We start from the raw sequence: 15,007 nt of genomic DNA on the forward strand, positions 1-15,007 counted from the left end.
TGCCGTAAAGATAGAAAAAGAGCCGTGAATTGACAAATAATTGACGGCTCTTTTTCAAAAATCGAATATCTTTCTTATTTCAAGTAACTATTTGTTAGTTGTAACTGCCATTTAAAAATGGCTGCTACCATCAAAACAATGAGTACAAACCTGACATTTAGGCAATCCGATCGCCTCGATCAGTGTTTCAAGGGTATTAAATTTCAAAGACGTGAGTCCGAAGCGTTCCGCAATAATGCTTACCATCTTTTCATATTCCGGTGAACCGGTAGTGGCATATTTATCCAGATTTTTATTTTCATCCCCTTCAAGCTCTTTTATGATCTGACGAGTAATCAATTCCAATGCATTCTTTGATGCAGTGAAGCCAACAAAAGGACATGCGTAAATCAACGGAGGACATGCAATCCTCATATGAACTTCCTTTGCACCGTAATCATAAAGCACTTTCACATTGTCACGCAATTGGGTTCCGCGAACAATGGAGTCGTCACAAAACAATAAACGTTTGTCATCGAGCATGGCACGATTGGGAATCAATTTCATCTTAGCCACCAGGGAACGCATCGCCTGATTACTGGGAGTAAAACTGCGTGGCCAGGTGGGAGTATATTTTGCAATCGCCCGATGATAAGGAATCCCTTTGCCTTCAGCATATCCCAAAGCCATGCCGACACCCGAATCCGGAATGCCGCAAGCGCAATCCACCTCCGAAGTATCCTTTTGTCCCATCTTCAAACCGCTTGTAAAACGAACTTCTTCTACGTTACGACCTTCATAGCAAGATGTGGGAAATCCATAGTATACCCAAAGGAAGGAACATATCTGCATGCCTTCATCGGGTTTGCGCAATTGCACCATGCTATCGGCTCGTAAATGAACCACCTCGCCCGGTCCAAGATACTTTTCAATCTCATAGTCAAGATTTGGGAAGCTGCTCGACTCACTGGTGGCAGCATAAGCTCCTTCTTTTTTTCCTATGACGACGGGAGTACGCCCCCACCGGTCGCGGGCGGCTATTATGCCATCGTCCGTCAACAGCAGCATGGAACAGGAACCTTTTATATGCTTGAATACATTCTCTATACCCTCTACGAATGTCTTTCCCTGGATGATAAGTAATGCGATGAGTTCCGTCTGATTGGTATTACCCGAACTAAGTTCGGCGAAGTGCATGTTTTTGGAGAGTAGTTCTTCTTCAAGTTCTTTAAGATTAACAATTTTGGCAACAGTGACTATGGCGAAACGCCCCAGATGAGAATTGATAACGATAGGTTGTGCGTCCGTATCGCTGATGATGCCTATACCGGCATTTCCTTGAAATTTATCCAGATCGGATTCAAACTTGGATCGGAAATACGAACTTTCCAAATTGTGTATGGAACGTATGAAGCCTTGTTCTTCACTATACGTAGCAAGTCCCCCTCGCTTTGTCCCCAAATGTGAATTGTAATCTGTGCCGTAGAATAAATCGGTCACACAGCCTACACGCGAGACTGTTCCGAAAAAACCTCCCATATTTAAGATTCTTTTTAAATTAGTGTTAGTTTTAAAAAAGACGGTGCAAAAGTACAAAAAAGAATTCGTCTTATAAAAAAAGCACCCCGCAAAGTTGATCCAATCTTTGCGAGGTGCATTCAATCTATATTAGAAGCTTAGCAATACAGATTTGTAATAACTATTGTAGTGGTGCTTTATTACTTTTAAAGTGTTGCTTTATTACCTTTAAAGCGATGCTTTATTGCTTTTAAAGTGACACTTTACTGCCTTTAAAGTAGTGCTTTATTGCCTTTAAAGAGAAAATACATCCTATTCCTTCAATAGCGAAGGCAAACATACAAGTTATAAGTAACAAATCCGAATGATCTAAACTCTATCAACCTTATACCTATTACTTGAATTTCTTCATCTTTTTATCCGCTGGTGTAGCCTCTATCAAGCTTAATGCAAAACCACCGCTTCGTGCAAGCTTTGCGGTTATCTTAGTTTTACTAGTCACCAGACCTTTCTTAATCTGATAGGAAGTAGGGTTCGACTCATAATCGGCATCCTTGCCATCTGCATAAAGGGTAGCTACATACTGTTTTCCGGGATCAAGGAAATCAAGTGTAAATGTAGATGTACGAGCATTTTCATCCGTAATGCCTCCTACAAACCAGTTGTTTGTTCCTTTTGCTTTGCGTGCCACGGTTATATAATCCCCCGGTTCTGCCTCCAGATATTTACTGTCGTCCCAATCTACAGCCACATCTTTTATAAATTGGAAAGCATCCATATAACGTTCATAACTTTCGGGAATATCGGCCGCCATCTGCAACGGGCTGTAAAGAGTTACAAACAATGCCATCTGTTTCACCAATGTCGTATGCACCCACCCATGTTCATCATTATCAAGGAAAGTCAATTTAGTATCGAAGATGCCAGGGGTATAATCCATCGGACCGCCAATCAAACGGCTGAACGGAAGCAATGTTGTATGGAATGGCTTACTTCCACCGAAAGCTTCGTATTCCGTACCACGAGCCGATTCATTTCCGATAAGGTTCGGATAAGTACGGCAAAGTCCCGTAGGACGCACAGCTTCGTGTGCATTAACGCAAATTTTATAATCGGCAGCTTTCTTAATGGCGTATAAGTAATGATTGTTCATCCACTGACCATAGTGATGCTCACCACGCGGAATAATATTCCCCACATAACCACTCTTAACCGCGTTGTAGCCATTGTCCACCATAAACTGATAAGCTTTATCCATATGGCGTTCATAATTACGAACCGAAGAAGAAGTCTCGTGATGCATCATCAATTTAACGCCTTTGCTTTTTGCATATGCGTTAAGCATCTTCACATCAAAATCCGGATAAGGAGTTACAAAATCAAAGACATAATCTTTAGAGTGCCCGAACCAGTCTTCCCAGCCTTCATTCCAACCTTCAATCAGCACCTGGTCAAATCCATGTTTTGCGGCAAAGTCTATGTATTTCTTCACATTTTCATTATTTGCCGCATGTTTGCCGTTTGGCTTAGTCTTTGAATAGTCCGTCTCTCCTAATTTCACAGAGGGAAGATCGTCCGTATAGGCCCAAGTACTCTTTCCAGTAATCATTTCCCACCAAACACCGACATATTTCACAGGTTTAATCCAGGAAACATCTTCATAAGCACAGGGTTCGTTCAAATTCAACGTCAGCTTGGAAGCAAGAATATCACGCGCGTCATCGCTTACCATCACGGTACGCCACGGAGATTTGCAGGGAGCCTGCATATATCCCTTGTCGCCAACCGCATCCGGTGTCAACCAAGACTCAAACACCAGATTCTTATCATCCAGATTCAGATGCATACAAGAATAATCGACCAAAGCAGCCTCATGCAGATTGATATACAAGCCATCGGCTGTCTTCATTTGCAATGAAGTCTGTACACCGGTTGGTGAAAAGGACGTTTGAGAAGCATTTCCTGTAATGGCACCTTTCATCAAACCACGAATCTCCGTCAGCTTAGACTCAGTGAAATCATATTCTTGCGTGTCATAATCACCGGGAATCCAAAAAGCTGTATGGTCACCGGTCATAGCAAACTGTGAATGTTCTTCTTTGATAACAAAGTAATTCAGATTCTTCTGTAAAGGGAATTCATAACGAAAGCCCAGACCGTCATCATAAAGACGGAAACGAATCACTATATTACGATCTTGTGCCTTCTGATCGAGTGTGACGGCCAGCTCATTGTAATGATTGCGGATGGACTTTACTTCCCCCCATACCGGTTCCCAAGTTTCATCAAAAGTGCTTGTTTTAGCATCGGTTAATGTAAAACCATTCATCAGTCCCGGATCATCTTTCAATTCCAGACCTAATTTGGATGGTTTGATCACTTCCTTATCTTTATAAGAAAGTTCATACACAGGTTCACCTTGTGCGTTTACCGAAAAATTTAGTTTCAAGAGTCCGTTCGGAGAAGTAATGCTTTCGGCCATAGCTGCCGTACTCATTAATAAAGCCAACAGTATAAAAGCCATTTTCGAGGTTAGTGTTTTCATGTGATTCATGATATGAATTAGTTAATAATAATCGATAGCACAAAGATAGGCAGTAAACACAAAAGCAGACACAACATATAAACGGAATATAAAAGATATTTCTGAAAACGTTTGCATAATCTTCTTATTACTAAAAAGATAAAGGAAATACCAAATGAAGGAAATATGAATGATTCCTCAGTCTATACTTCCGATCTTCATCATTTCTTCTTCAAATTTATCACGATTAACGGCCTTGTTACGGACTTTATTCCGATAAGTATAAATCGTATTGATAGAGTAGTGAAGGAAGTTGGCAATCTTCGAACTGTCATCAATGCCCAAACGGATAATTGCGAATATACGCAATTCCGTATTCAATAGTTCGCCAGGTTTTAACACGATCTGTTCTTCCGGTTGGAGTAGAGCATTGAACTCGGTCACAAAATCGGGGTAAAGTTGCAAGAAGGCATTATCAAAATTGGCATAGAACTCCTTCTGTTCCATACCAGCAACCTGTGAAGATTTAGTCAGCTTAAGCAACTCTTCTGTCTGGCCGGCTGTAATTTTACGGTTCACCGTACGACGGAAGTTATCCAACTTCTCCATATAAATCGAACAAAGATTCAGGAAATGACCAATATACTCTTCTTTAATATGATTTGCCTGCTTCAGGTTACGACGAGCCAGAGAAAGCTTTTTCATCTGCTTGCATGCCAATGCTACCGATAGTATCAGAAAAGCGGAAAGTACACTTACTATAACCAAAAACAGAATCAACTGACGACGTTGCTCTTCAATCCGTTGCTTATAAGCAGCATCTATCACAGGCAATACGCCCGATATCTCGATAGTACGTAAACGGGCATTACAGAAGACGGCATCCTCAAGAGATTGTTTGATGTAATGATAGGCACGAGTAATATCTCCTCGCTCATAAAGCACAAAAGCCAGATTTTGGAGTGCCGCGTTTTCCTTCACCGATGCTTTTATGTCAGAGATGGCCGAAAGAGCCAAATATTTTTCATACTCGTCGGAACGGCCTTCTTCCTTATATATATGTGCAAGTGAATATGCAGCCCGTGCATAAGTATTAGATACTTCAGGCTGACTATGCAGCAATCCCATCAATATTTTTTTCGCCTGAACATTATGTTGCCGAGCGATCAACCGCTCTGCTTCATATAAATGATATTCAGGCTCATCTGGAGGAAGCACGGCAAGTAAAGAGTCACGGTACAAATTTTGTCGAAGCAGATAATCAGTAGAATATATGCCACTCTGAGAATAGTTGACCAGATATGAGTTCAAACGACGCTCGCAATTAAAGTAAACAGGGAGCAGACTATCCGGCAAAGTTGCCCGATGAATTTTCCGAAGCGTCTCCTCAGCCTCTTTATACATTCCGGAAATAGAAAGAACGGTCGCCTGACAGAGACGGATTTCATCCTTATAAGAAAGATTATGCAACGAATCTGCGAGCGACATGCTCCGGTCGTAATACTTCATAGCCGAATCCGAAACAAATAATTCGTACTCCTTACCTAACCTTTTATTCAGAGCGAAACGATGTTGCAATGACAAAGGTGAAGTTTGCAAAAGTCGCTTCAAGCTATCGATACAGGTTTCTTTCTGATTCAAATACAGGTTCTGTTGTTCTATCACCTTATCCAGACGTGCTAGAACAGAATCAACTCCCTGCACTGCCAACACAGAAAGGGAAGCACAAAACATAAGTATAAGAAAAAACAGTCTCCTCATAGCCGGATATTTTTGCTAAAGCGCTCAAAAGTACAAATTTTCCGACGAAATCTACTATCTTTGCTGCGCTTAGCATCAAAATAATGAAAGAGATTGTATATATATTCTTTGGGGGCGGCATAGGAAGTGTACTCCGCTATTTGGCACAGATAAGTGTTAACGAGAAAATGTCAAGTGTCGGATTTCCTTTTTCATGGGGCACATTTATAGTTAACATCACCGGAAGTTTCTTTATCGGACTATTCTACACGATATCCGAGCGATGGAATCTTTCGATGGAGACAAGACTTTTCCTAACAGTCGGATTATGTGGAGGTTTCACAACCTTTTCGACTTTTTCCAACGATGGTTTGAGCCTGCTGAAAGGAGAATTTTATGGAACGTTTCTTCTCTATACTTTATTAAGTATCATTGGAGGATTATTAGCTGTTTTTGTAGGAGGATATACGGGTAAATTGATCGGGTAACAAAATGAAACCAATTAAAAAGAACAAAAGTCAAAGCGTCCAAGTTGTCGATCCTATGATTGACGAATCGGCCGACAGTTCGGAAAGTTTAAAAAGTCTGCTTGGCAAAGAGGAAACCATTTCAAATCTTTCTTTTGACAGAAGTTTGGAGGAATCCATTCGGGTAGCCTACAAAACCATCAAAGAATGTGTCTTCAATAATCTGACTTTAAGTGACAGCCAATTAAAATCAACCCAGTTCTCTGATGTGATTTTCCGTCAATGCAATCTGGCGAACGTTTCATTTTCGGGAAGTTCTTTCTACCGTGTTCAATTTATCGATTGCAAACTGATGGGAAGTGGTTTTTCAGAAACGACCTTGAATCATCTGTTCGTATCAGGATGCAACGCACAATATCTCAATCTGGCAATGAGCAAAATGAACCAGGTACAATTTAGCAACTGCGATCTACAATTCAGCAGCCTTAACGACTGCCGTCTGCAGAACTTTGCATTAGAGCATTGTACCCTTGTCGGAGCAGACTTTTCTCATACGCGGCTAAAGGGAGTAGACCTTCGTTCTTCCCAAATAAGCGGCCTTCAGCTGAACCTCTCCGATCTGCAAGGTGCCATCGTCAGTTCAATACAAGCCATGGAGCTATTGCCATTACTAGGTGTCATCATCGAAGATTTAAATGATAAATAGATAAAGAAGAGAATTATAAAAACGATGTTACATCATTTCGTCCAACCGATCTCCGGAATCAGTCTACCTCAAAAGTTCACTTTTCCTTTTCACTACACGCCTCATCCATTATGCGTAATAGCTTCGAAGGAAGTGCAAACTTATTTATCGGCACAGAAACATTGGAACGAAGAATTACAAAAAGGAAAAATGTTCGGAGTCTTGATCGTACGAACTCCGAATGGCGAACTGGGGTACCTTGCGGCCTTCTCCGGCAATCTGGCAGGTAAAAACCAACACCCCTATTTTGTGCCTCCAATATACGATTTGTTACAACCAAATGGATTTTTTAAAGTTGAAGAAGAGAATATCACATCAATCAATATAGAAATTAAGAATAAGCAAGAAAGTTCTTCTTATCGAAATCTCAAACAACACTTGGAAGACACCAAACGTTCAAGTCAAGAAGCAATCACAGTAGCCAAAGAATATCTAAGAAAAACAAAGGAAGAACGTGATATACGTCGGCAACATAATCCCAGTGAAATGGAACAAGCGGAAATGATCCGTGAAAGTCAATTTCAAAAAGCCGAACTTAAAAGAATGGAACGTGAGTGGAAAAACCGAATAACCAATCTACAGAATGAATTAAATAGTATTGAATCACAAATAACGGAACTTAAAAAAGAACGCAAGGTTCGTTCAGCCATTCTACAGAAAAAATTATTCCAACAGTTTCGCTTATTAAATGCACAAGGAGATATCAAAGACCTATGTACCATTTTTGACGAAGCAATACACAAAATTCCACCTGCAGGAGCTGGTGAATGTGCTGCACCTAAATTATTACAATATGCATATCTGCATCAACTCGAGCCGATAGCAATGGCGGAATTTTGGTGGGGAGAGTCACCTAAAACAGAAATCAGAAAACATGGGTATTACTATCCGGCTTGCAAAGGGAAGTGTGAACCCATACTGAAGCATATGTTGAAAGGACTGGAAATAGAAGGCAACCCGTTGCAAACTGACATCCATCGAGATAGCGAATTGGAAATCGTATATGAAGATGATTGGCTTCTTGTCGTCAATAAACCGGCCGGCATGCTTTCCGTACCCGGGAAAGAAAATGTAACTTCAGTCTATGAGTGGGCAAAGAAAAAATATCCTGAAATAACCGGACCAATAATCGTCCATCGCTTGGACATGGCGACTTCTGGTCTTTTGCTCCTTGCCAAAACCAAAGAGACACATCAAAATTTGCAAGCACAATTCAAGAACCGTGTTGTGAAGAAACGCTACGTAGCATTACTCGACGGTGTCATATCCCAAAAGCGAGGCATCATAAACTTACCACTTTGCCCCAATTTGCTTGATCGTCCCCGGCAAATGGTAAATGAGACATATGGTAAACCTGCCATAACGGAATATGAAGTACTGAGATATTCTGAAAAACGTACCCGCATCCAATTTTATCCTTTAACAGGGCGCACGCATCAATTACGTGTACATGCCGCTCATCCATCCGGATTAGACTGTCCGATCACAGGTGATGAACTTTATGGGAAATCAGCAGAACGGTTATATTTACACGCCGAATATTTGGAGTTCACACACCCGGTTACCATCTCAAAAATCCATATAGAAAAAAAGGCAGACTTTTAGAAGTCATGTCAATGACCAATTAAAACATGTATCAATAATAAGTAAGTAGAAGATTTTTTATAGTTTTGCAGCCATTAACAATCAATCAGATAACAATATGTTAAAATCGAAACACCTATTCCTTATAATATACTTATTCATATTAATTCCCTTCCATTTGCATGCTCAATTCATGAACTACGGTTCAGATCCGTCACGATTTAAATGGAACATTGTCAGGCTGCCTCATTACGATCTGGTATATCCACAGGGAAATGACTCGATGGCATACAAATACGCTCTTTATCTCGAGAATGCTTATCCACATATACAAAAGACAATCGGGAAACCTATGCAGGTGAAATTTCCGGTTATACTGCATCCAGCAAGCATGTCTTCTAATGGAATGGTTTCCTGGGCACCCCGCCGCATGGAACTCATAACAACTCCTTCTTCTGATCTGAGTGTTCAAAGCTGGGATAAGCATTTAGTTTTACATGAATCCCGCCATGTTTTCCAAACCGGGAAAGTAATGCATGGCATTTTCAAACCACTCTATTATATCGTTGGTGAACAATCTGCCGGAGTCGCTTCATTTCTTATGCCGATTTGGTTTCTAGAAGGAGATGCAGTCAGTACCGAAACGGCATTGTCGAATGGTGGGCGTGGACGATTGCCGGAATTTAATATGATTTATCGGGCGCAAATGCTTGGAGGAGATAAATTTTATACATTAGATAAATGGTTGATGGGATCATACAAAAATTATACAGGAACTTATTATACCTTGGGTTATAACCTTGCATCATATGCTCGTCAACGTTATGGTGCGGATATTTGGGCAAAAACTACCAGTAGATATCCCAACAATCTATATTTTGAGGGTTCTTTCAAACATTATTCAGGAAGTGGATTTAAACAACTTTACCATGATACATTCGATTATTTACGAAGAGAATGGGAAAAGCTGGATAGTTGTACGCTTACTCCCAATTATTTGTCAACCTCCAGCAAAGATTACACTTCTTACAGATATCCTCAGGTAATAAACGACTCGGTCATAGTAGCCCTTAAATCGAGTCTGAAGGATATTAACGCTTTAGTAGCGTTTATAGATGGAAAAGAAAAGCGACTCAGTTATATAGGTAATATCAACAGCCGTTTAAATTTTCGAAATAATCGATTGTATTGGACTGAAATTATACCCAGTGCCCGCTGGACACACGAGAATTACTCCGTTCTGAAAAGTTATGATTTTGAATCCAAACGCATTACAATCCACACACCACATAAACGTTATTTAACTCCGTCAATTGATAAATATGGAAAAACAGCCGCTGTTTCACAAAATTCTGTTGAGGGACAAAACCAATTGGTACTTGTCAATTTAGAGAATGGAAAAGAAATCACCTCTTTTAACGTGCCTGAAAATGCATTTATCAAAGAACTGACCTTCACAGACGATAACACAATCATCGCCATTGCTGTAACCGACCAAGGAATTACTCTCTTTCAATTTTCTCCGGCTTCAGGACAATGGGATGTGTTACTGAAAACGACCTCTACCAATATCACTTCCCCCCTTTGGAGGAATGGAAAAATATATTTTGAATCGGGACTCAATGGAACAAATAATATTTATTGCTTTGATCCGGAAGATAAACAAGTATACCGCCTGACTTCAGCCCGTTTCGGTGCTTTCGATCCAACCTTCTCTCCATCTGACAATCGCTTATTCTATTCAGATTACCAAGCAAATGGATACAAAATTGCATCGTTAGCAGCAGATAGCTTATTAATCCAAAAAGTAAACATAACCCAACCAACACCATTACCCTTTGTCGAAACGTTAGTAAAACAAGAGCAATTCAATCTTGACTCGGCTCGGCTGGAAGCTGTTGATTTTCAACCGAAGCCTTATCGAAAAGCCATTCATACATTCAAAATTCACAGTTGGGCTCCATTCTATTATGACGTGTCCGAGGCTATGAACACGAGTGCCGATGATTTAAGCACCATTGTCAAACCTGGTGCTACAATTATGTCTCAAAACACATTGAATACTGCCATCATGCAGGCTGGATGGTATTATCAAAAAGGATATCACCACGGAAAACTTTCATTTACTTACCAAGGCTGGTTTCCAATCATTGACTTAGCAGCCGATTATGGTGATAAAGCATACAATATAGCTTGGACACAAAATGATAAAAAACAGGATGTTACAAGAGGATATTATACCAATCGCAACCTGTTAGAAGCTGAAGCAAGAATCTATCTTCCCTTTAACTTGACGAAAAGCCAACATATCAGAGGCATACAACCTGCATTTACCTACTATTTTACAAACAATAAATATCAGGAACACGGAGGCAGCGAATTTCATAATTTCCAATACATTCTACCAGAAATTCTATTTTATAATTATAGGCGTAAAGCATTGCGGGATATCTTGCCCCGCACCGGTTACCAGTTACGTCTACAATACCTCATGAGTCCTTTTAACACAGAAAATTATGGTAGCTTATACGCAGCCCGGCTAACGACCTATTGGCCCGGGATTATCCGCAACCATGGCTTGATGCTTCGACTGGGTTATCAATATCAGGAACTGGACGGAAAAGCTCTATATCTCCCCAAGCACCTTATTGAAAAACCTCGCGGATATGACTTTCTATACCAGACTCGTCAACAATGGGCTTTCAAAGCAGATTATGCATTTCCCATACTCTCACCAGATTTGAATATCGGTTCACTCATTTATATCCGACGATTACGTGCAAATTTATTTTATGATTTGTCGCGGAATCAAGCAAACAAACAAAATAGATGGATGACACAAAGTTCTTGTGGCGGTGATCTGATAATCGACTGGAACGTACTTCGTAAGACCTATCCCTTAACTACAGGAATACGGTTAATTCAACCGATAAATTATGGAAAATTTCAGGCAGAAGCCTTATTTTCAATTACTTTTTAAATGATAACCCTAATGGATCGGCCACATTAAGATTATCACAAACTTGACATCCTTATTATAATAATAAAACAATAACTAATTTAACATCCTCCGTAAAATGAAAAAGTTGCTTTGCCCCCAGTGTAAAATCGCTGGTATGTATGTAAAAAATGAACAAGGAGAACGACTTCTCGTGTATGTTACAGATACTGGAGAAGTAATACCTAAAAATCCAGATGCATCCACAATAGGTTTTGATATGACAGAAGTATATTGTTTGGGATGCTCCTGGCACGGTTCATCCAAAAGGATGGTCAAATACTAAGAAAACAGATTCATTCATTTAAAATTCATAAATACTAAGCACAAAAAGCAGATATCCGTATTTACGAAAAACTTTTGAAGAGTATGCAGGTTTAATATGCCTAATCATTTAATTATTCATATTATGAGTCAAGGCATATTAATCAACAATGTCCATATCTTTGATGGACATAACGAGAAAGTAATTTACGGAAATATTCTGATAAAAGATAATCAGATAAAAACAATCTCCGAATCTCCTATTCCCATCAATGACGGAAATGACACAATCATAGATGGCCAACAAAAATTCCTGATGCCAGGCTTGATAGATGCACACTGGCATGCATATATGGCATGTAATACCATGATTGATTTGCTGACAGCCGATACAGCTTATACACAATTCAAAGCAGGACAAGAAGCAGGCGCAACTTTGCTCCGGGGTTTTACCACTATTCGTGATGCGGGAGGACCAGTCTTCGGATTAAAACGCGCCATCGATGAAGGAATCATCATCGGTCCCCGCATTTATCCTAGTGGATCTCTCATTTCACAAACCGGTGGTCATGGTGATTTCCGGGCAGTTTACGATGAACCACGTCCTTTCGATTGCTGCGGATTGACACATACTGAAGAAATTGGAGCAGCCATCATTGCAGACGGAATAGATGCTGTAACAGTTGCAGCACGCAATAACCTTCGTTTAGGAGCAAGTCAAATAAAATTAATGACCGGAGGAGGTGTTGCTTCTCTATATGACCGTTTGGAGGATACTCAATTTTTCGAAGAAGAAATCCATGCAGCAGTGAAAGCTGCAGAAGATGCTGGAACCTATGTAATGGTACACGTATATGTACCAAGAGCCATTCAACGGGCTATTCAGGCAGGCGTAAAAAGCATTGAGCATGGGCATCTCATTGATGAACCGACAATGAAGCTTATAGCGGAAAAAGAAGTATGGCTGAGTATGCAACCTTTTACTTTGGAAGATAATAAATTTCCTACGAAAGAACAACAAGAGAAACATGAACTGGTCGTCAACGGTACAGATAAAACGTATCAGTTAGCAAAAAAATACAAAGTCAAGTTAGCTTGGGGAACAGATTTATTATTTAATCCAACCAATACAAAGAACCAAAATCAAGGAATTATCAAATTACAAAAATGGTTCACCAATTTCGAAATACTTAAAATGGTTACTCATGACAACGCCCAACTTCTTTCTTTGTCAGGAATGAGAAACCCTTATCCCGGCAAACTAGGAGTTATTGAAGAAAATGCATTAGCAGACATCATTTTAGTTGATGGTAATCCGCTTGAGGATATCACATTATTGGGAAACCCTGAAAAATATTTTGTGATGATAATGAAGGATGGCAAAATATATAGAAACATTTTATAATGGAAAAACAATCTATTAGGAACAGTGAATCAGCTTATTACTTCCATAACGATTCTTCCTCTATATAAAATATCGCCTTTTTTCATACTAACATTGAACAAAACATGCTTTCGCACGTTTATAATAATGCAAATCAGCCTGAAGCTCTATATGCATATGTGAATACCCATAATGAAGCGACCATATGCCTCCCCGGCATAGACAGGTAAGATTGCATAGTAGTTTTGTCGTGTTTTATTTTGTGTTTGTGTTGTGACGGTGCTGCGATGTGAATCGGGGTACCGTTTTTTTTGCTTTTTAAACTTAAACTCCACAAGTAAAATAAAAAACAAGTTAGACTTATTGCTTAATCGAATCTTATATTTATATTTGTATTTATAGTTACAAACCACTGAATGTTATTACATGAAATGATGTAGCTACCTATTTATACCTTCAAAACGAAATTATTATGATGACACTATCTAATTTTGAAAATTTTGTTCCTCCACAAATATGGAGACGGGGAAAGGAATATTATGAATGTGGCGCTGTTACAAATCTTGAAGAGATTGAAGCCGGTGAATGGTTGGCACATGTAGAAGGGACAGAAGAGTATGAAGTCGAAATTTCAATAGAAGGAAAAGAAATTGTATATTGGGATTGTGACTGCCCATATGACGGAGATATATGTAAACATATAGTAGCAGTCATACTTGCTATCCGCGAAAGTCAATCCAAACAAAAACATTTTCTATCTGCCAAAGAAGCCAAAATACAGGAAGAATAAAAGAGTAATCTAAAAAATTTCAAAATACAAGATATATTATCTTTTATATCTCCTAAACAATTATCAGATTTTATACTCGAATATGCCTCTATACATTCCGAATGTAAAGAAGCCCTTCTTAAGAAATTTCCTACAAACTCAAAACAGGCAAAAACAGATTATCGAATAGAAATTCAAGAATGTTTCAATTACAACTATGCTAGACAAGCGTATGACAGATACCGTGAACCAGAATTAGATTGGAATAAAACGAAACTTTAGCCTATATAAACCAATTAATTGAAGAACGAAAAGATAGTTGGGAATTATATAAACTAATACAACAGAAAATTGAACTCCTTCGTACCCTGCATCGTAAAGAGGAAATACAAAATACACTTCAAACGTACCTATACTTACCGGAAATCAGGAAACAAGAAATAGAATTTTCCATCAAAAGTCAACAATATGATAAAGCATTACAATTATTGGATAATGGTATATTATTAGCACAGAATAAAGATGAACACGGAACACTACAAAAATGGCTAGAATGCAAATTATCCATCTATGAAAAGATGCAAAACACATCTCTAATCATTGATACCTGTAAGCAATTATTTATCACAAAAGATGGAGATATTGAATATTATTACAAACTAAAAAGATTAATTCCTGAAAATGAAGGGAAATCATTTCTGTTTACAATGATGTAAGAAACAAAATTCACAATAGGAACTTAGACTTATCACTCAATTATGCAAGACATTTGAAAGATGAATATGCAGAAAAAATTCTTCAACTTTTTGAGAAAGAAATTCATAAATACGCAGCAATAAATTCGGGAAGAAAACACGATGAATATATTGCCACAATATTTAAGGCTATGAAAAAAATCAAGAATGGGAATATAACCACAAAAAAGATTACAAATGAATTCAGAATCACTTATAAACATCGACCTGCCATGATAGAAATCCTGAAAGACTTTTAGAAGCAAATTAAAATTTCCAAAAAAAATTATTCTACTTCTTT

At 38.9% G+C, this 15,007-nt stretch carries 12 protein-coding genes; 9 read left to right on the plus strand and 3 right to left on the minus strand.

Annotation, left to right across the window (positions count from 1 at the left end; all coding sequences use genetic code 11):
• Positions 1-111: 111 nt before the first annotated feature.
• The 3 genes from H8744_RS00195 to susR form a co-directional block, all read right to left on the minus strand.
• Complete coding sequence (locus H8744_RS00195) at positions 112-1,518, minus strand: amidophosphoribosyltransferase (RefSeq protein ID WP_262432899.1); 1,407 nt, start codon at positions 1,516-1,518, stop codon at positions 112-114.
• 373 nt (positions 1,519-1,891) lie between these two features.
• Positions 1,892-4,051, minus strand: coding sequence for a glycoside hydrolase family 97 protein (locus H8744_RS00200; RefSeq protein ID WP_305067318.1), 2,160 nt, complete (start codon positions 4,049-4,051; stop codon positions 1,892-1,894).
• A 168-nt stretch (positions 4,052-4,219) separates the two neighbouring features.
• Complete coding sequence (susR, locus tag H8744_RS00205; protein WP_262432901.1) at positions 4,220-5,782, minus strand: SusR family glycan utilization regulator; 1,563 nt, start codon at positions 5,780-5,782, stop codon at positions 4,220-4,222.
• A gap of 83 nt (positions 5,783-5,865) precedes the next feature.
• Here susR and crcB point away from each other — a divergent pair, with 83 nt between their 5' ends.
• From crcB to H8744_RS00245, 9 genes are all read left to right on the plus strand, one after another.
• The gene (gene crcB / locus H8744_RS00210) at positions 5,866-6,249 is read left to right on the plus strand and encodes a fluoride efflux transporter CrcB (protein WP_262432902.1); all 384 of its coding nucleotides are present in this window, start codon (positions 5,866-5,868) and stop codon (positions 6,247-6,249) included.
• 4 nt (positions 6,250-6,253) lie between these two features.
• Positions 6,254-6,934, plus strand: coding sequence for a pentapeptide repeat-containing protein (locus H8744_RS00215; protein WP_262432903.1), 681 nt, complete (start codon positions 6,254-6,256; stop codon positions 6,932-6,934).
• Positions 6,935-6,958: 24 nt separating this feature from the next.
• On the plus strand, positions 6,959-8,578 hold the full coding sequence (locus H8744_RS00220) for an RluA family pseudouridine synthase (RefSeq protein ID WP_262432904.1): 1,620 nt from the start codon (positions 6,959-6,961) through the stop codon (positions 8,576-8,578).
• Positions 8,579-8,675: 97 nt separating this feature from the next.
• Positions 8,676-11,537 (plus strand): TolB family protein, encoded by a 2,862-nt coding sequence (locus H8744_RS00225; protein ID WP_305067319.1) that lies wholly within the window; start codon positions 8,676-8,678, stop codon positions 11,535-11,537.
• Positions 11,538-11,634: 97 nt separating this feature from the next.
• A complete protein-coding gene (locus H8744_RS18785; RefSeq protein WP_305067320.1) occupies positions 11,635-11,841 on the plus strand; it encodes a hypothetical protein in 207 nt (68 codons plus the stop codon).
• A 123-nt stretch (positions 11,842-11,964) separates the two neighbouring features.
• Positions 11,965-13,224, plus strand: a complete 1,260-nt coding sequence (locus tag H8744_RS00230; protein ID WP_262432906.1) for a metal-dependent hydrolase family protein — start codon at positions 11,965-11,967, stop codon at positions 13,222-13,224.
• Positions 13,225-13,675: 451 nt separating this feature from the next.
• Entirely contained in the window at positions 13,676-13,993 is a 318-nt protein-coding gene (locus H8744_RS00235; protein ID WP_262432907.1) for an SWIM zinc finger family protein, read from the plus strand.
• A gap of 467 nt (positions 13,994-14,460) precedes the next feature.
• On the plus strand, positions 14,461-14,688 hold the full coding sequence (locus tag H8744_RS00240) for a hypothetical protein (protein ID WP_262432908.1): 228 nt from the start codon (positions 14,461-14,463) through the stop codon (positions 14,686-14,688).
• A 53-nt stretch (positions 14,689-14,741) separates the two neighbouring features.
• Entirely contained in the window at positions 14,742-14,966 is a 225-nt protein-coding gene (locus tag H8744_RS00245) for a hypothetical protein (protein ID WP_262432909.1), read from the plus strand.
• The last annotated feature ends 41 nt before the right edge of the window (positions 14,967-15,007 follow it).

Origin of the sequence: Jilunia laotingensis (assembly GCF_014385165.1) — a bacterium.
GTDB lineage: Bacteria > Bacteroidota > Bacteroidia > Bacteroidales > Bacteroidaceae > Bacteroides > Bacteroides laotingensis.

What these genes read in the sequence shown, in the direction of transcription:
- H8744_RS00195 (WP_262432899.1), bottom strand. Translation starts at nt 1,518, where the DNA reads ATGGGAGGTTTTTTCGGAACAGTCTCGCGTGTAGGCTGTGTGACCGAT.
- H8744_RS00200 (WP_305067318.1), bottom strand. Translation starts at nt 4,051, where the DNA reads ATGAATCACATGAAAACACTAACCTCGAAAATGGCTTTTATACTGTTG.
- susR (WP_262432901.1), bottom strand. Translation starts at nt 5,782, where the DNA reads ATGAGGAGACTGTTTTTTCTTATACTTATGTTTTGTGCTTCCCTTTCT.
- crcB (WP_262432902.1), top strand. Translation starts at nt 5,866, where the DNA reads ATGAAAGAGATTGTATATATATTCTTTGGGGGCGGCATAGGAAGTGTA.
- H8744_RS00215 (WP_262432903.1), top strand. Translation starts at nt 6,254, where the DNA reads ATGAAACCAATTAAAAAGAACAAAAGTCAAAGCGTCCAAGTTGTCGAT.
- H8744_RS00220 (WP_262432904.1), top strand. Translation starts at nt 6,959, where the DNA reads ATGTTACATCATTTCGTCCAACCGATCTCCGGAATCAGTCTACCTCAA.
- H8744_RS00225 (WP_305067319.1), top strand. Translation starts at nt 8,676, where the DNA reads ATGTTAAAATCGAAACACCTATTCCTTATAATATACTTATTCATATTA.
- H8744_RS18785 (WP_305067320.1), top strand. Translation starts at nt 11,635, where the DNA reads ATGAAAAAGTTGCTTTGCCCCCAGTGTAAAATCGCTGGTATGTATGTA.
- H8744_RS00230 (WP_262432906.1), top strand. Translation starts at nt 11,965, where the DNA reads ATGAGTCAAGGCATATTAATCAACAATGTCCATATCTTTGATGGACAT.
- H8744_RS00235 (WP_262432907.1), top strand. Translation starts at nt 13,676, where the DNA reads ATGATGACACTATCTAATTTTGAAAATTTTGTTCCTCCACAAATATGG.